A 16,652-nucleotide genomic window follows, 5' to 3' on the forward strand; every position below is an offset into this window, starting at 1 on the left:
ATACGGAACGCGCCCGCCTTGGCGAGGTCGTCAAGGCGGCCGGCATGAAAGAGGAATAAAGGACTCGCAGCACTCAGCCGCAAGCGCGGTATTACTGCCTAGGCCTGTAATACCGCGGCTACGTCAGTACTTAGCTGACGCTCATCCCTTCAGCCTTAAGAATGGGTGTCCATTTTTCAATTTCAGACTTCACCCATTTATGTAGAGACTCCGGGGTTTGCCTTTCTTCACTGACGATTTCAGCACCTAGCGCTGCCATTCTCTCTGTGAAAGCAGGCGATTTAAGGGCGGTCTTCAGGGCCTCATTGAACTTGGCGAGGGCTTCGGGCGGCGTGCCCTTGGGAGCGTAGATTCCGTGCCATACCTTAACTTCAAAGCCTTTCAGGCCTTGTTCATCAAGCGTCGGCGCATCCGGCAGCTTCTGTATGCGATTCTGCGTAGTCACGCCATAGAACTTGACGCTTTTTGCGGCGATGTGCGGAATGGTTTGCGTGGTTTGATCGCACAAGACATCAACCTGATTGCCCAGCAGCGCAGACATGGCAGGTGCTGTCCCCTGATAAGGGATAGTCGTAAATTTGACGCCTAAAGCTTGTTGCAACAAGGATCCGCAAAGCTGGGAAACGGCGCCCGGACCAGCATTAGCCAGATTGATCTTGTCGCCATTCTTTTTTGCGTAGTCAATGAATTCCTGCATGGTGTTGGGCGGGAAATTCTTGCTGGCCAGCACTGTCATGGGAACATCGACGACCTCGCCAATGTACTCAAAACTTTGCAGAGGATCGTACTTAAGATTGGGATACAAGGCAGTAGCAGTAGCCATGCCATTGTGGTGAATAAAATAGGTATATCCGTCGGGTTTGGACGTGGCCACGTGATTGGCTGCCACCGTGCCGCCGGCACCCAGCTTGTTTTCGATGACAACAGGCTGGCCCAATATTTTGCCCATTTCCACCCCAAGGGTACGGGCAACCACGTCTGTGGGCCCACCTGCGGCAAAGGGCACAACCAAGGATATTGCCCGGGTCGGGTAATCGGCGGCATGGCTTGCACCAGCGAACGCCATGGAAAGAGCTGAAAGTGTAAAGGCCAAGGATTTCGATAAAGTCATAAGGTCTCTGTCGCTGATGTCGTTTTCTAGGGCTTGCTACGTTTGCATATATGAGACTGCGTACTGCAGCAATATGACAGCATTTGATAGCAATGCCGATCATTGTTCATGTCTTGGCGAATTACAGCAATTCAGCTTTTCCAAAGAGCGTCTTATTAAAAGTGAAACTGCGACGTCCTAACCACTAAGCAATTATGCAATACAGGTCTATTGACTCGCCACGGCCCACACAGCCACGCCCACCGCCCCTGCGGCAATAACCACCGAGGCTATGGCAAGCCGTCGGAGAAATACTATTTCCTTCTGCAGCCTGATTGCTGCCGCATCAAGGCCTTCGATTGTTTCTTTGAGCTGCAACGCCAATCCCTTGACGGACTCCGCATTCTGGGTCACTGCCGACTGAAGTTCGCGAATTTGCTTGGGAATAACCTCATCCGCCTTGCCTTCAGCAGACTTCGCCGTGAACATGGGCAAGGTTGCCGTAACGATTTGCGTTATGTAGGGAAGCGCCACTTTTAGCACCGGAAGAAAAGCCGCCATGAAAATTCCTGTATGGGGTGATCGTTAGAGCCAGTCTATCACCAGGATGATGGCCATAAAACCCCAGGAGCCTAGGTCGACGTCAACCCCAACCGCTCGTGCCATTCGGCAATGGATTCTTCGGGATAGACGTCGAAGAACTTGTCGCGAGGGCCTGCCTCGACCTCGACCCACGCTGCTTTCGACCCCAGCATCAAGTGCGTGCGCTCGGGCGGGACGGGCAACGGCGTATCGATGGCTGAAGCAAATGGGTGGATAAGCTCGGGCCACTCGGGGCTAAACAGCCATAAAGCGCTTCCGCAGCGCTTGCAAAAATGACGCTCTGCCGTACTGGCGTGGGTGGTTTTCTGGTCTGGGTCTTGCAACCTGGCGTGGTACACCGACACGCTGGCGCTGCCCTTGACCTTCATCGTTTCAGCATCGCCTGCCAGGTTAATGGCATAACCGCCTCCGCCCTGCGTTTTACGGCAAATGGAACAATAACAACGTTGGTAGGGATAAGGCGCGGTGCTTGAAACCGAAAACGTCACGGCGCCGCAATGGCACGAACCTTCTAGTTGCATCATGAGTCTCCTTTAATATCCAGCGTACGGTACACGACGATGCCTCTTGTGTTGCTCACGTCTTTGAGGCAACCTCGGTCTGAAATAACCATCAAGCAACTGTACTACTGACACGAACCGGAGGTGACATTTTGACAGCAGGCCCCTTAGCAGGCGTAAAAGTGATTGAGTTTGCGGGTATCGGCCCCGCCCCCATGTGCGCGATGCTGCTGGCCGACCTGGGCGCCACGGTATTGCGGCTGGATAAGGCAGGCCCACCAACCGCAGGGATGAAGCGTCCGCTTAAGTACAACTTGGTATTAAGAAATCGTCACAGCATTACGGTGGATCTGAAATCCGCGGAAGGCATCGCTTTTGCCATGGAACTTGCCAAGGATGCCGACGCCATTATCGAAGGCTTTCGCCCTGGAACGATGGAAAAGCTGGGGCTAGGACCCGAAGCCTTTGCCAAAATCAATCCCGGGCTGGTTTACGGACGCATGACTGGCTGGGGGCAGGATGGGCCCTATGCCAAGATGGCTGGCCACGACCTGAACTATATTGCCTTGACGGGCGCATTACATGCCATTGGCCGCAAAGGTCAGGCGCCCACACCCCCATTGAACCTGGTCGGCGACTATGGCGGCGGCTCGCTGTACCTGGCATTCGGACTGGTATCAGCCATCTTGTCGGCCCGAACCACCGGCCTGGGTCAAGTCGTGGACGCTGCGATGGTAGACGGCGCTGCGTCCCTGATGACATCATTTTTCGGGCTGCATGCTGGATCATTGCATTCGACCGAACGCGGTACGAACATCCTGGATTCCGGCGCGCCTTACTATGACACTTATGAATGCGCCGATGGCAAATATCTGGCGGTCGCCCCCATAGAAGAAAAATTCCGCGCCATATTCTTCAAGCGCTTGGGCTTGGATGCCGCTGAATTCGACAATGGCCAGGCAGGGCAAGAGAAGATGCGAGCCAGCATCGCAAGCGCGCTCAAGACTCGACCGCAAGCTGAATGGGTCGCGCATTTCGATGGCACCGACGCCTGCGTCGCCCCGGTGCTTTCCATGGAAGAGGCCCCCCGCCATGCCCACAACATGGCGCGCAAGACTTTTATCGACGTAGACGGCATCGTTCAGCCTGCGCCGGCGCCGCGATTCAGCGTAACGCCTGCGGCAACGCCCACGCCGCCTAAGCCCGCCGACCACGACGTGCCTGCCGCACTGTCCAACTGGGGCATGAGCGGCGAACAAATCGAAAAGTGGCTCTCGCATACACAAACAGGGCAAAATAAACCGTAACTGCGACACCCTAAGCGATCTAGCAACCCCGGCAGCAACGCCATTAAGGAATAGAAACGACGATGAATGAGAATAGCGAGCTTATTACCCAGGCCATAGAATCCCGGCGCAGCGTGCGCGGATTTCTGCCTAAACCTATCGACAGGGCGCTACTGAGCCGTATATTGTCGACGGCGTCCTACGCGCCCAGCGGAAGCAATATCCAGCCATGGAAAGTGCATGTAGTCGAAGGCGACACGCGCGACACCCTGTCCAACGCATTAGTCCAGGCCCACTACGACAAAAAATCCGAAGCCCGCGAATACGAGTACTACCCTACAGAGTGGCGCAGCCCCTATATCGAACGGCGGCGCGAAACCGGTTGGGGCTTGTACGGCACGCTGGGCATCAAGAAAGGCGACCAGGAATCCTCGTCAAAACAGCATGCGCGCAATTACGAGTTTTTCGATGCGCCGACCGTGCTCGTCTTCACCATCGACAACGATTTGGGCAAAGGCAGCTGGCTGGATTACGGCATGTTCCTGCAAAGCATCATGATTGCCGCGCGGGCGCACGGGCTCCATTCCTGCCCGCAGGCCGCCCTGGCCAACTTCCCGGCAACGGTAAAACACCACCTGCAAATCGATGACAACGAAGTAGTCGTGTGCGGGATATCCATGGGCTACGAAGATCCGGAATGCCTGGCCAATACCTATCGCCCCCCTCGTATCGGCCTGGAACAATTCGTGGTGTTCCACGAATAGCTCCTATGCATTAGCCGGCCCGCATAGGGGCCGCACAGTGTGTCAATGCAAAGGCAAGCTGGCCAATACCTGATAAGCCGAGCCTTGATCGGTGGGTGTCGAGGCCACCAGCAGACATCGCTGCGGGGTCCATGCAAGAGGCGCCCTTTGCAAGGCATCGAGTTCGCGCGGCCCAGCCTTGCGCAATAACGACACATGTGGGCGGAATCCGGAAGCCGGCCGCTGCCACCCCCGCGATTCCAAATGCCCCCAAAGCGTGTCGTAGGCGTCAGCGAGCCATGGCAGGGGGTCTTCTTCAGCATCCAAGGGGCCAGCCCACACCACGCGAGGCCCGGAAAATCGGCCAAACCGCCTGAGCACTAGCGTGCCTGTCGGGATGGCCCAGTCCGCAGCGGCCTGAGCCAACTGTTTTGCCTGATCTGCCGAGGTGCTGCCCAGGAACGCCAGCGTCAGGTGCAGTGTTTCGGTCCGCATGATACGGCCGCCGCACAGAGCGTGCGCATCAAACGCCCATTCGCTGATTTGGCTTGCGGACTCCGCTGATGGCCACAATGCGAAAAACAGTCGTAAGGCCTTGCGGCCTTCGTAGAATTCGGCAGGCGCGGGAACATCAAGACTGGCGTTCATCGTTTACCGCATGCCAAACGTCGTATCGCCAAATACCCGATTCTTGCCCGAGGGCAACGAACGCCAATACTGCGGCGGGCCGTCCACTTGCCGATCAAGCTCGGCCGCAGCGTGCCACGCCCAACGCGGGTCATAAAGCGCGGCGCGCCCCAGCGCAATCATGTCCGCCTGTCCTTGCTCCACGATTTGCTGGGCCTGCTGCGCCGTAGTGATCAGGCCCACGGCCATTGTGGGTAAGCCAACATCACGCTTGAGCATATCGGCCAGGTGCACCTGATACCCTGGCCCGACAGGAATTTGCTGCTTGGGCGAGACGCCGCCGCTGGAGACGTCGATCCAGTCGGCACCCAGCGCCTTGAGCTTATGTCCGAAAGCAACCGTCTGCTCGGGCGTCCAACTGGGCCCGCCATCGACCCAATCAGTCGCCGATACCCGCACGCCCAGGGGCATGCCCTCCGGTAAAACAGCACGTACCGCCCGGAAAACAGCCAGCGGAAAGCGCATACGGTTCTCTTGGCTGCCGCCGTAGTCGTCGGTGCGCTGGTTAGCAATGGGTGACAGAAACTGATGCAGCAAATAACCATGCGCGGCGTGCAGCTCTATCGCATCGAAACCCAGTCGTACGGCGCGCTGAGCGGCGTCGACAAACTCCTCTTTGATACGTAACAAGGTATCGGCCGTCATGGCTTGCGGCGCAGGTTCGTTATCTTTATGCGGGATTGCTGACGGGGCCACTGGCTTCCAGCCGCCATTTTCCAAGGTAATCAGTTGGCCGCCATCCCAGGGCGCAGCACTGGATGCCTTACGGCCGGCGTGCCCTAGCTGAATCGCCAGTTTGGTCGACGAGGTAGCCTTCACGGTCTTGACGACTTTCGCCAAAGCCGCTTCGTTGTCATCATTCCACAGCCCCAGGCAACCGGGCGTGATCCTGCCCTCGGGGGACACAGCCGTGGCCTCGACACACAATAATCCGGCTCCGCCCAAGGCCAGGCTGGACAGATGCGCCTTATGCCAGTCTGTGGCGTTGCCGTCGACCGCGGAATATTGGCACATGGGGGAAATAACAATGCGATTTGCGAGCGTCAGGCCACGCAGCTTGATAGGGTCGAAAAGGTCAGGCATCGGTTCTCCTTATATCAGCGCATTACTTGCTCGCGCCATAGCGGATCGGAAATTGAATGAGGCAGCTTAGCACTGAAAGTGCGCTAACCCCGGGCATACCCCAAGGCAGAATCATTGACCTGCATAGTACCGCTTCGCTAAGATCAGCAGCTACGCGGTCCTATCGATACCTTGTCCGCAGCAATCACCGGAGATACACGCAGTGAAACCTCAGTCCCTGGATATGATCACCAAGCTAGTCGGTTTCGATACCGTCTCGCGCAACTCGAATCTGGATCTCATCCACTACATTCGCGATTACTTGGCCGGCTATGGTGTGCAAAGCCATCTGGTCGCCAATCCCGAAGGGACCAAGGCCAATCTGTTCGCTACCGTAGGCCCGAATGTGGAAGGCGGCATAGTCTTATCTGGCCATACCGACGTTGTGCCGGTTGACGGTCAGCCGTGGGATACCGACCCTTTCACCATCGCCCAAAAAGATGGCCGGCTATATGGCCGCGGCACCTGCGACATGAAAGCCTTTTCAGCGATCGCGCTGGCGATGGTGCCCGATATGCTGGAAAAAGGCCTTAAACGCCCCATCCATTTTGCCCTAAGCTATGACGAGGAAATCGGCTGTTTTGGCGCGCCATCAATGATAGACCGCCTGGTTACCGACATCGCCAAACCCAGCGCCGTCATTGTTGGCGAACCCACCAGCATGCGCCCTATCGTGGCACATAAAGGCATTGCCGCCCTGCGCACCACCATCATTGGCCATGAAGCGCATTCCAGCCAGGTGCAGCGCGGTGTCAGCGCAGTCATGATCGGCGCCAAGCTAATCAGCTTCATCGACGACATGATGGCTGAAAACAAAGCCGCTACCGACCCCAACTGCCGCTTTGAGCCGCCCTACACCACCCTGCACGTAGGTGTCGTGCATGGGGGCACAGCGCTTAATATCATCTCGCGCGAATGTACTTTCGTGTGGGACATCCGTACATTGCCCGGCGACGATTGGCGCCAATACCTGAACCGTTTCCAGGATTACGTCAATACGCTGCTTCCCGCCATGCAAGCCATTGCGCCCGCCGCGTCGATCACCACCGAGATCATGGCCGATGCCCCGCCGCTGCAAGACCAGGGCGGCGTCGCGCAAGAGTTGGTTTTCGGTCTGTGCGGGCACTCGCACGGAGACGTGGTGCCCTATGCCGCGGAAGCTGGCCAGTTCCAGGAACGCGGTTTTTCAGTCGTGCTTTGCGGCCCTGGCTCGATCGACCAGGCACATCAACCCAACGAATATATCGATATCTCGCAAATCAGCGCCTGCGAAGCATTCCTGGAAGACATTACAGATCAATTAGCAAGATAATTCACCAACACCGTCCGCCATATGAATACAAGGAGCCGCACTTCATTCATGCAATCACCGCCGGAATCGCGCCTACATAGCGCGTTCCCGACTATGCCGTAGAACAGGCGCCCCATCAGGGCGACCCTAAACAATACAAGGGCAGGAGACACCAATGAAATTCAAACACCTTATAAAACATACCGCCATTGCTGCAACGTTAGCGTTAAGCGTAGGCTTGTCGCAATCGGTGGACGCCAAGACGTTGCGCTGGTCATATCAAGGCGACATGATGTCGCTAGATCCCATGGCGCTGAATGAAACCTTTACGCTAGGGTTTCAAAGCTGGTTCTACGAAACGCTGACCGGCTACGACAAAGACTTGAAACTGGTGCCGTTACTGGCTGAAAAATGGGAAAACCCGGAACCTACAAAATGGGTTTTCCACCTGCGCAAAGGGGTCAAATTCCATGACGGCAGCCCCTTTACCGCCGACGATGTGATCTTTTCCTGGAAACGCGGCCAGACGCCAGGTTCCGATATGAAAGGCTATGCGGCCAAGGCCAGCGACATCAAGAAAATTGACGACCACACGGTAGAGGTCACGACGCCAACACCGAACCCGATTTTGCCGCGCGACTGGACCTTTCTGTACATGATGAGCAAAACATGGGCGGAAAAAAACAAAGCCACCGAGGCCACCAACGTTAAAGGCGGTGAAAGCAATTACGCCAACCTGCACGAAAACGGAACAGGCCCATTTGTTGTCGTAGACCGTCAGCCCGATGTAAAAACCACGCTGAAGCGCTTTGACGGATACTGGAACAAGAACATGGCCACCAATGTCACCGACATTGTCTTCCAGCCAATTTCACAGGAATCGACCCGTGTCGCCGCGCTGATTTCCGGGGAAATGGACATCGTCATACCCGTACCTGTGCAAGACTGGCCACGCCTGGAAAAAGAGCCCAATGTCGAGGTCATGAACGAGCCTGAAGCCCGGGCGGTCTTCATCGGGATGGATCAACATCGCGACGAGCTGTTGTTCTCCAATATCAAGGGCAAGAACCCATTCAAAGACAAGCGTGTACGCCAGGCCGTAGACCTTGCCGTAGACACCAATGTCATCAATCAGAAGATCATGCGCGGTGCGGCCAAGCCGCTAGGCACACTGATCGCCGACAAAATCAACGGCTATGACGAGTCCTTTGGCGCCCCCTACAAGCCAGACGTAGAAAAAGCCAAGAAGCTGTTGGCTGAAGCCGGCTACCCCGACGGATTCAGCGTGCAGATGGACTGCCCGAACGACCGATACGTCAACGACGAAAAGGTTTGCCAAGCAGTGGCAAGCATGCTGGCGCGTGTAGGCATCAAGATCGACTTGCTGGCGCAGACCAAGTCCAAGTACTTTGCCAAAATCTTGCTGCAAGCGGGCAACAACACCAGCATGTACATGCTGGGCTGGACGCCAAGTTCCATCGATGCGGCAAATGCCTTGACCAACCTGGTGTCGTGCCGGGACTCCAAGACAGCAGCGGGCCAATTCAACTTGGGCGGCTATTGCAACAAAGAAATCGATGCCCTGACCGCCAAGATCGATGTCGAAACCGACCAGGCCAAGCGCAACGCCATGATCAAGGAAGCATTCACCATGCTGCACAACGATTATGGCTACCTGCCTTTGCACCAGCAGCCTATGTCATGGGGCATTAAAAAAGGCATCAAGCTAGCCCAGCGTGCGGACGACGTGCTGGATATCCGCAACGTCGTCATGCCTTAAACGCCTAGACGGCAATAACGGCCGCGAGCCACGTAATTGACTCGCGGCCGGCCGGCTGTTGTCCGGCTTCATACCTAACGGCGTATTTACATGCTCAATTTCATTGCACGACGGATTTTTCAGTCGATTTTTGTGATGCTCACGGTGGGGCTTATTGCCTTTTCCATGTTTCGCTATGTTGGCGACCCGATCAATAACATGGTGGGTCAGGACACAACGCTGGAACAACGCGCCGAGCTGCGCAAGCAACTGGGGCTGGACGACCCATTCCTGGTGCAATACGCCCGCTTTATCGGCAAGGTGGTGCAAGGCGACTTTGGCGTGTCATACCGCCAGCGCCGGCCCGTCAGCGAACTCATTGAAAGCCGTCTTCCAGCCACGCTGGAACTGACCTTGGTATCCGCGTTGATGGCCTTGTTCCTTGGCATTCCCATGGGGATTTACACTGCGCTGAAACGCAACGGCGTGCTGTCGCGCACCTTCATGACCATATCGCTGATCGGCATCTCGCTGCCCACGTTCCTGATCGGCATCCTGATGATTTTGTTTTTCGGCGTCATGTTGCGCTGGCTGCCCAGCTTTGGGCGCGGAGATGTAGTGCAACTGGGCTGGTGGTCTACGGGATTCCTGACCAAAAGCGGCTGGTTGTCGCTGATTATGCCGGCCTTCACGCTGGCCTTGTTCCAAATGACGCTGATCATGCGCCTGGTACGCGCCGAAATGCTGGAGGTCATGCAAACGGATTTCATCAAATTCGCCCGGGCCCGAGGCTTGCCCGAGCGCATGATCAACTTCCGCCATGCGCTCAAGAATACGCTGGTTCCCGTGATTACCATTACGGGACTGCAGCTTGGCTCCATCATTGCCTTTTCCATCATCACCGAAACGGTTTTCCAATGGCCAGGCATGGGCCTGCTGTTCATCCAGTCGATCGGCGCGGTCGACATTCCCGTCATGGCAGCCTACTTGTTATTGATCGCTTTCTTTTTTGTGATCATTAATCTTATTGTCGATTTATTGTATTTCGCAGTCGATCCAAGACTGCGCGTACAAAAAAGCTAGAAGGTCTAAAAATGGCCCAAAACATTATCTCCCGCGCTTACAACAGCGATATTTTCTATAGCTTCAGCCGCTCTCCCAGCGCGATCATTTCAGCTATCGTGGCCTTGCTGCTGATTGGGGGCGCGCTGTGCGCGCCGCTGATTGCGCCGCACAACCCATTTGACCTGGCAACGCTGGATCTGCTGGACGCCAACATCGCGCCGATATGGAACCCCAATGGCGATGCACGCTTCTTGCTGGGCACCGACGACCAGGGACGCGATATGCTTTCGGCCATTTTGTATGGCTCGCGTATTTCATTACTGGTGGGCTTTGCATCGGTGCTGTTTTCGCTGGTCATCGGCGTGTCGCTAGGCCTGATCAGCGGTTACGTTGGCGGACGCGTCGACAGCATCATCATGCGGATTGCCGACGTACAGCTGTCTTTCCCCGCCATTCTTATTGCCCTGCTGGTCGATGGCATCGCCCGCGGCCTGCTGCCGCGAGATTCGCAAGACAGTCTTTCGCTGTATGTACTGATCTTCGCCATCGGCATTTCGGGCTGGGTGCAATATGCGCGCACCGTGCGCGGCGCCACCATGGTCGAGCGCAACAAGGAATACGTGCAAGCCGCCCGCCTGATCGGCATGCGGCCGTTCATGGTGCTGCGCCGGCATATCCTGCCTAATGTCCTGGGGCCGGTGCTGGTGATTGCAACGATACATTTGGCGGTCGCCATCATCACCGAGGCAACCTTGTCTTTCCTTGGCGTGGGCATCCCGCCCACCACACCCTCGCTGGGAACCCTGATCCGTATCGGAAACAGCTATCTGTTTTCGGGCGATTGGTGGATTTCCATTTTTCCGGGTATTGCACTGGTACTGCTGGCCCTATCGGTTAATTTGCTGGGCGATTGGCTGCGCGATGCGCTCAATCCCAAGCTTCGCTAAGGCACGCATATGGCATTATTGGATATTGAAAATCTACGCATTGAATTTTCCAGCCGGCGCGGCAATGTGGTGGCCATTCAAGGCGTCAGCCTGGCGCTGGAAAAAGGCGAAATACTCGGTGTGGTGGGCGAATCGGGCGCCGGCAAGTCGACCATAGGCAACGCCGTTATCGGCCTGCTGGAGCCGCCAGGGAAAATGACGGGCGGCCAAGTGCTATTGAATGGAGAACGTATCGATCAGCTTTCTCCGAGCGCGTTTCGCAAAGTGCGGGGACGCCGCATCGGGATGATATTCCAGGATCCGCTTACCTCGCTGGATCCGCTGCAAACTATTGGCAGCCAGTTGGAAGAAACCATGCAGGTTCATCTGCATCTAAACCAACAGCAAGCGCACGCACGCGCTATCGACCTATTGGAGAGCGTAGGCATTTCCGACCCCGAGATGCGCTTGCAGCAATACCCGCATCAGTTTTCGGGCGGCATGCGCCAACGTGTCGTGATCGCGCTGGCATTATGTTGCGAGCCTGAAGTCATCATTGCCGACGAACCCACCACAGCGCTGGATGTCTCCATACAAGCGCAAATCCTGGATCTTTTGCGCAAGCTGTGCAAAGAAAAACAAGTCGGCATGATCCTGATTACGCATGACATGGGTGTGATCGCGGAAGTGACCGACAGGGTAGCGGTACTGTATCGCGGCAAACTCGTGGAAGAAGGCCCAACCAAGGCCTTGTTAAGCAGCCCTACGCATCTGTACACCAAGAGCCTGATATCGGCCGTGCCTCGATCCGACATCAAGCTGCGGCGGTTTCCCATGGTCACCTATATCGAAGACGTTCTGGAGCCATCGCAGAAAGACGACTTGGCCGTTGCCACCGCGTGGCTTGGCCAGCAACGCAACGACGGCGCGCGATCGGGCAAGCCGTTACTGCAGGTCGAGAACCTGGGTATGCGGTTCATATTGAAAAATGCCTTCCTCAAGCAAAACCGCGTCACGCTTGATGCAGTGAAGAATGTCAGTTTCTCCATCAAGGAAGGCGAGGTATTTGGCCTGGTCGGCGAATCCGGCTCGGGCAAGTCCACAATAGCCCGCCTTATTGCCGGTCTGTATCAAACCAGTAGCGGCTCGGTCACATTCAATGATGTCAATATTACGCAGCTTAACGATGCCAAGATGATGAATGCTTTCCGGCGCCAGATTCAAATGGTGTTCCAGGATCCGTTTTCGTCATTGAACCCGCGCATGCGCATTCTGGACATCGTGGCCGAACCGATACGTTTTCACAAAATTGCCACGTCGGAAAAAAGCGTGCGCCAGATCGTGCGTGGCTTGCTGGATTATGTCGGACTAGGCAACCAGGCCTTGACGCGATTTCCGCATGAGTTCTCTGGCGGTCAGCGCCAGCGCATCTGCATTGCCCGTGCGTTGGCAACGCGGCCGCGGTTCCTGATTTGCGACGAACCAACTTCAGCGCTGGATGTATCCATACAGGCGCAAATTCTTAACCTGCTGAAAGACCTGCAGGAAACGCTGGGCTTGACTATGTTGTTCATCAGCCACGACCTGCCCGTCATCCGACAAATGTGCGACAGGGTCGGCGTAATGCGCCATGGCGAATTGCTGGAAGTGGCGGACACCGAAGCCTTGTTTTCCGAGCCTAAACACGAGTACAGCAAGCATCTGCTATCGCTCATGCCCAGCCTGGACTTCCTGTCCCGCGAAGGTCTGGAGGTGCAACCGGCGTAGTCCCACTGTATAAACGGTTGTCGCATCAGCGGCACGTTTTCACAATTGTTTACGTTTTCGTTGTTTAAATAATGGGGGCAAGCTAGACGTGCTGTCCTCGCATCCCTATGATTAATGCAACCAGGCGGCAATCGAGCCTGGCGATCAATGCGGCAATTGCCACATTACCCTTCTATTTTTAAAGGATAAACATCGCCATGGGCATTATCAGCATGATCGTAGTTGGCTTTATCGTGGGTCTGCTTGCGCGAGCAATCATGCCCGGCGATCAGAAACTAGGCATTATCCTCACCATCATTCTGGGGATTATTGGTTCCGTCGTGGCTGGCTACCTGGGGGGCGCTTTGGGCTTTTACCAGCCTGGCCAAGGCGCGGGCTGGATCGGATCTATCGTAGGCGCCATTATCGTGCTGTTTATTTACGGCATGATTGCTAAAAAAAGCTGATATCCGCCCGGTCTCATAACACGGCCGGGGAAAGCGGGCAGTCCTGGGGCATTCCGACACATCGGATGCCCTTTTTTGCTGAAGGCATCAATACGGTCGTTACAATGCGCTATACGCTTATCCCCGTTGCCCGGAGGCTTTATGGATAATTCTCGCTACCAAACCGAATACACGCCACACCGCTTCTGGCAAAAACTGGGGCCGCTGGCCCAGTCCGCCGGCCGTTCAGTATTGGAAAAGGCGTTGTACTTGTACTACGCCACGCAAGACGCCAACACGCCCAAATGGGCCAAGCGCATTATTTACGGCGCATTGGGCTACTTTATTTTTCCGCTGGACGCCATTCCCGACCTGGCCCCGCTCATCGGCTATACGGATGACCTTAGCGTGATGGCGGCCGCGCTTGCCACGGTCGCTTTCTACATCACCCCGCAGGTCAAGGAACAAGCCCACCAGAAGCTGGACCAATGGTTCAACAAGCCCGCTGCTAACGCTTATACGGATGCCTGAGGAACACAAAGCAGGCATGGCCGCGACGCCAACCTTTACCAGTTACTGGCTGGCGGAAACGCTGCGACTGCGTGAAGCGCTATGGGGTCCATTGGAAGACGCCAGCGAAGTGCGCCAAGCTCGCGCACAAGGACGCGGATTCTCACAAAAAGTGCTGTGGCGCGCCCTGCTGCTTGGGCGCCGCGAAAAGATTGACCTGCTGATCGAAAAATGGACACGAGGCTCGAAACTGGCTTTGCTCGGTATGTTGCTGGCGGCCATATTGGCCGGTGCCGCCACCGCCTTGGGCGCATTGGGCGACGGCAGCCGATCGGTCAATGTCCTTCTGGCGCTGGTCGCCATGCTCGGGCTGAACTCGCTGGCCTTCGTGTTCTGGCTGATCAGCTTCGCCATACCGAACAGCAATGGAACCTGGCTAGGCGAGTTCTGGCTATGGCTGACACGCAAACTGGCGCGCGGACCCGATGCCGCCCTAGCCCCACGGGCCTTCATCGAGGTTCTTGGACGTAATAACGCCTTGCGCTGGGTGCTGGGCACAATCAGCCATGGCCTATGGACCACGGCACTGCTCAGTATGCTGCTGACCCTGCTGGCTGTACTGTCGGCGCGCCGTTATGGCTTCAACTGGGAAACCACCCTTTTATCGGCTGATACTTTCGTGTCGCTGACGGCCTTCCTGGGCTGGCTGCCTTCCGTCCTGGGTTTTGCCGTTCCGCCGGAGGCCGTCGTGCGGGCCAGCAACGGGCTTCAAGCACTGCCAGAGTCTGCACAAGCGCTATGGTCCAGCTGGCTGATAGGCTGCATCGTCGCATATGGGCTATTGCCTCGCGCACTATGCCTGGCGCTTGGCCTGATCCTGGCCAGGAAAAACCTGGCGGCAATCGACCTGGACGAAAATCTGCCAGGCTACGCGGAACTGCGCAACCGACTTGCACCGGTCAGCGAAAAAACCGGCATCGACTCTCCAGCCACCCCAGGGTTCCAGGCCCAAATCCAATCCCACAGCCACCCAAGCTACGAACACAATCAGCCCTTACTGGTCGGCATAGAATTGGCTCCCGATACGCCATGGCCGCCTGCCGGCCTGCCGGCCAATGCCGTAGACCTTGGCATTATTGACACGCGGGCGCAGCGCAAAGAACTGCTGGATCGTCTTGCGCATCACACGCCGAAGCAGTTATTAATGGTCTGCGACGCGCAGCAAACCCCTGACCGCGGCACCATCGCCCTGTTGGCGGACCTGGGCAGCCTGGCAGGCGAGGCGCATGTCGCCTTGCATACACATCAGGCTGCCAGCCCTCCTTACGATACGCGAACCTCGGCATGGCAAGCCCGCCTCGATAGCGCCGGGTTCAACGCTGAACAAGTGCACGTCGGCCTGGCATCTGCACTAGGCTGGCTTGCCGAAACCGGATCCGACCATTCCATCATCAAGGATGCGCATGCCCAGCCATGAAAAAGCACTGCGCCTGGCGGTTGTAGGGCACACGAACACCGGCAAGACATCGTTATTGCGCACGCTCACGCGCGACTCAGGTTTTGGCGTCGTGGAAGACAGCCCCGGCACCACCCGTCATGTTGAAGGTGCGCATTTGCTGGTGGATGGCGTGGTCGTTGTCGAACTGTACGACACACCGGGCATGGAAGATGGCGTAGCTCTGCTGGATTACTTCGACCAGCTGGCAAAGCCGGAAGAACGTATCGACGGCCCCGAACGCATCCGCCGCTTCCTGCAAAGCCCTGAAAGCAAACGCCGTTTCGAACAGGAAGCGCGCGTACTGAACAAGCTGCTGGATTGTGACGCCGGCCTTTATGTGGTCGATGTGCGCGACCCGGTATTGGGCAAGCATAAAGACGAGCTCACCATCCTTGCAAACTGCGGCCATCCGCTGCTGCCGATATTGAACTTTACCCATAGCCCCGACCAGCGCCTTGCCGAATGGCGCGAAGCGCTGGCGCGGCTAGGCTTGCATGCCATCGTGGAATTCAACACCATTGCGCCCGCGCTTGACGGCGAAGCGCAGTTATACGACAAACTGGCTGTCTTGATGGACCAGCATGCAGCGCTACTGCAAGCCTTGAAGGCTGACGTGGCGCAGCAACGCGATATTCGCCGCCAAGACGCCATGCGCCTGATCGCCGAACTGCTGGTGGATGTGGCGGCCTGGCATATAACCAGCGACCCCGGCGAAGAGGCACTGGCAAGGTCCACGCAGGCCTTACGAAAAACCGTGAGGTCCAGGGAAAACCTGTGTGTGCATGCCTTGCTGAAACGCTATAACTTCCACATACGCGACTTTGCCGCCCACACGCTACCCCTGGAAGGCGAGCGTTGGGGCATGGATTTATTTCATCCCCAGGCCCTCAAAGACGTAGGCATTCATGTCACCAAAGGCATGGCGGCGGGCGCCATGGCTGGCGCAACGCTGGATGTATTTACGGCCGGCATCAGCCTGGGCACGGCAACATTGCTGGGCGCAGCGGCCGGCGGCCTTTGGCAAGGCGCCGACAAATTGGGAAGGCGTGTATTGGGCCGCTTGAAGGGCTACCAGGAATTGAGCGTGGACGACCCTGTGCTGCGCCTGCTTGCCATTCGACAATTGGCGTTGGTAGCGGCCCTGGAACAGCGCGGACACGCAGCGCAAAGCCCGATAAAACTGGAAACGGGTCTGGATGCCGAAACGGCCAGGCAGGAAAACAATACAGCAATCGATGCCTGGCGCAGCAAAAAACTTCCCGACGAATTGCTTGAAGCGCGCAGCCAGCCTCAGTGGTCCAGCCTGGACGCCCATCATGCCGCGAACCCCAGGCGCGAACAGGTTATACGCGCACTTTCAGCCAAGCTTGCCCAGGCGAC

The 16,652-nt window shown here is 56.7% G+C and carries 16 protein-coding genes; 11 read left to right on the forward strand and 5 right to left on the reverse strand.

Annotated elements, in window-relative coordinates; genetic code table 11:
- Positions 1-130 precede the first annotated feature (130 nt).
- The 3 genes from ABWO67_RS14090 to ABWO67_RS14100 all read right to left on the reverse strand — a co-directional run bounded on the left by ABWO67_RS14090 (position 131) and on the right by ABWO67_RS14100 (position 2,214).
- Positions 131-1,111 carry a tripartite tricarboxylate transporter substrate-binding protein gene (locus tag ABWO67_RS14090; protein WP_353152559.1) on the reverse strand — a complete coding sequence of 327 codons (981 nt, stop codon included), beginning with the start codon at positions 1,109-1,111 and terminating at the stop codon, positions 131-133.
- Between the two features lie 207 nt (positions 1,112-1,318).
- Entirely contained in the window at positions 1,319-1,651 is a 333-nt protein-coding gene (locus ABWO67_RS14095) for a hypothetical protein (RefSeq protein WP_353152561.1), read from the reverse strand.
- Positions 1,652-1,722: 71 nt separating this feature from the next.
- Positions 1,723-2,214: a GFA family protein gene (locus ABWO67_RS14100; RefSeq protein ID WP_353152588.1), complete on the reverse strand. Its 492-nt coding sequence runs from the start codon at positions 2,212-2,214 to the stop codon at positions 1,723-1,725.
- 131 nt (positions 2,215-2,345) lie between these two features.
- Here ABWO67_RS14100 and ABWO67_RS14105 point away from each other — a divergent pair, with 131 nt between their 5' ends.
- Both ABWO67_RS14105 and ABWO67_RS14110 read left to right on the forward strand, forming a co-directional pair.
- Positions 2,346-3,500, forward strand: a complete 1,155-nt coding sequence (locus ABWO67_RS14105) for a CaiB/BaiF CoA transferase family protein (protein WP_353152563.1) — start codon at positions 2,346-2,348, stop codon at positions 3,498-3,500.
- A gap of 62 nt (positions 3,501-3,562) precedes the next feature.
- A complete protein-coding gene (locus tag ABWO67_RS14110) occupies positions 3,563-4,243 on the forward strand; it encodes a nitroreductase (protein ID WP_353152565.1) in 681 nt (226 codons plus the stop codon).
- A 42-nt stretch (positions 4,244-4,285) separates the two neighbouring features.
- Here ABWO67_RS14110 and thpR read toward each other — a convergent pair whose 3' ends face one another.
- Together thpR and ABWO67_RS14120 are read right to left on the reverse strand one after the other, a co-directional pair.
- Complete coding sequence (thpR, locus tag ABWO67_RS14115; protein WP_353152567.1) at positions 4,286-4,870, reverse strand: RNA 2',3'-cyclic phosphodiesterase; 585 nt, start codon at positions 4,868-4,870, stop codon at positions 4,286-4,288.
- Between the two features lie 3 nt (positions 4,871-4,873).
- On the reverse strand, positions 4,874-5,992 hold the full coding sequence (locus ABWO67_RS14120) for an NADH:flavin oxidoreductase/NADH oxidase (RefSeq protein ID WP_353152569.1): 1,119 nt from the start codon (positions 5,990-5,992) through the stop codon (positions 4,874-4,876).
- A 202-nt stretch (positions 5,993-6,194) separates the two neighbouring features.
- On the opposite strand from ABWO67_RS14120, the gene argE reads away from it, so the two are divergent.
- From argE to ABWO67_RS14165, 9 genes are all read left to right on the forward strand, one after another.
- Positions 6,195-7,343, forward strand: coding sequence for an acetylornithine deacetylase (gene argE / locus ABWO67_RS14125; RefSeq protein ID WP_353152571.1), 1,149 nt, complete (start codon positions 6,195-6,197; stop codon positions 7,341-7,343).
- A 154-nt stretch (positions 7,344-7,497) separates the two neighbouring features.
- Positions 7,498-9,102 carry an ABC transporter substrate-binding protein gene (locus ABWO67_RS14130; protein ID WP_353152573.1) on the forward strand — a complete coding sequence of 535 codons (1,605 nt, stop codon included), beginning with the start codon at positions 7,498-7,500 and terminating at the stop codon, positions 9,100-9,102.
- A 90-nt stretch (positions 9,103-9,192) separates the two neighbouring features.
- The gene (locus ABWO67_RS14135; RefSeq protein ID WP_353152575.1) at positions 9,193-10,164 is read left to right on the forward strand and encodes an ABC transporter permease; all 972 of its coding nucleotides are present in this window, start codon (positions 9,193-9,195) and stop codon (positions 10,162-10,164) included.
- An 11-nt stretch (positions 10,165-10,175) separates the two neighbouring features.
- Entirely contained in the window at positions 10,176-11,093 is a 918-nt protein-coding gene (locus ABWO67_RS14140; protein ID WP_353152577.1) for an ABC transporter permease, read from the forward strand.
- A gap of 9 nt (positions 11,094-11,102) precedes the next feature.
- A complete protein-coding gene (locus ABWO67_RS14145; protein ID WP_353152579.1) occupies positions 11,103-12,839 on the forward strand; it encodes a dipeptide ABC transporter ATP-binding protein in 1,737 nt (578 codons plus the stop codon).
- A 197-nt stretch (positions 12,840-13,036) separates the two neighbouring features.
- Positions 13,037-13,285, forward strand: coding sequence for a GlsB/YeaQ/YmgE family stress response membrane protein (locus ABWO67_RS14150; RefSeq protein ID WP_353152581.1), 249 nt, complete (start codon positions 13,037-13,039; stop codon positions 13,283-13,285).
- 141 nt (positions 13,286-13,426) lie between these two features.
- Positions 13,427-13,795, forward strand: a complete 369-nt coding sequence (locus tag ABWO67_RS14155; RefSeq protein WP_353152583.1) for a YkvA family protein — start codon at positions 13,427-13,429, stop codon at positions 13,793-13,795.
- Positions 13,796-13,811: 16 nt separating this feature from the next.
- Positions 13,812-15,251, forward strand: coding sequence for a DUF2868 domain-containing protein (locus tag ABWO67_RS14160; RefSeq protein ID WP_353152585.1), 1,440 nt, complete (start codon positions 13,812-13,814; stop codon positions 15,249-15,251).
- A partial coding sequence (locus ABWO67_RS14165) for a GTPase/DUF3482 domain-containing protein (RefSeq protein WP_353152587.1) occupies positions 15,238-16,652 on the forward strand: 1,415 nt, incomplete at its 3' end. The genes ABWO67_RS14160 and ABWO67_RS14165, both read left to right, overlap by 14 nt.

This window comes from Pollutimonas bauzanensis, from assembly GCF_040393045.1.
Classification (GTDB): Bacteria; Pseudomonadota; Gammaproteobacteria; order Burkholderiales; family Burkholderiaceae_B; genus Pollutimonas; species Pollutimonas bauzanensis_A.

Excerpts from the sequence above, each read along its gene's own strand:
- ABWO67_RS14135 (WP_353152575.1), top strand. The coding sequence starts at position 9,193 with ATGCTCAATTTCATTGCACGACGGATTTTTCAGTCGATTTTTGTGATG.
- ABWO67_RS14145 (WP_353152579.1), top strand. The coding sequence starts at position 11,103 with ATGGCATTATTGGATATTGAAAATCTACGCATTGAATTTTCCAGCCGG.
- ABWO67_RS14140 (WP_353152577.1), top strand. The coding sequence starts at position 10,176 with ATGGCCCAAAACATTATCTCCCGCGCTTACAACAGCGATATTTTCTAT.
- ABWO67_RS14110 (WP_353152565.1), top strand. The coding sequence starts at position 3,563 with ATGAATGAGAATAGCGAGCTTATTACCCAGGCCATAGAATCCCGGCGC.
- ABWO67_RS14090 (WP_353152559.1), bottom strand. The coding sequence starts at position 1,111 with ATGACTTTATCGAAATCCTTGGCCTTTACACTTTCAGCTCTTTCCATG.
- ABWO67_RS14160 (WP_353152585.1), top strand. The coding sequence starts at position 13,812 with ATGGCCGCGACGCCAACCTTTACCAGTTACTGGCTGGCGGAAACGCTG.
- ABWO67_RS14150 (WP_353152581.1), top strand. The coding sequence starts at position 13,037 with ATGGGCATTATCAGCATGATCGTAGTTGGCTTTATCGTGGGTCTGCTT.
- ABWO67_RS14100 (WP_353152588.1), bottom strand. The coding sequence starts at position 2,214 with ATGCAACTAGAAGGTTCGTGCCATTGCGGCGCCGTGACGTTTTCGGTT.
- ABWO67_RS14130 (WP_353152573.1), top strand. The coding sequence starts at position 7,498 with ATGAAATTCAAACACCTTATAAAACATACCGCCATTGCTGCAACGTTA.
- ABWO67_RS14095 (WP_353152561.1), bottom strand. The coding sequence starts at position 1,651 with ATGGCGGCTTTTCTTCCGGTGCTAAAAGTGGCGCTTCCCTACATAACG.
- ABWO67_RS14120 (WP_353152569.1), bottom strand. The coding sequence starts at position 5,992 with ATGCCTGACCTTTTCGACCCTATCAAGCTGCGTGGCCTGACGCTCGCA.
- thpR (WP_353152567.1), bottom strand. The coding sequence starts at position 4,870 with ATGAACGCCAGTCTTGATGTTCCCGCGCCTGCCGAATTCTACGAAGGC.
- ABWO67_RS14155 (WP_353152583.1), top strand. The coding sequence starts at position 13,427 with ATGGATAATTCTCGCTACCAAACCGAATACACGCCACACCGCTTCTGG.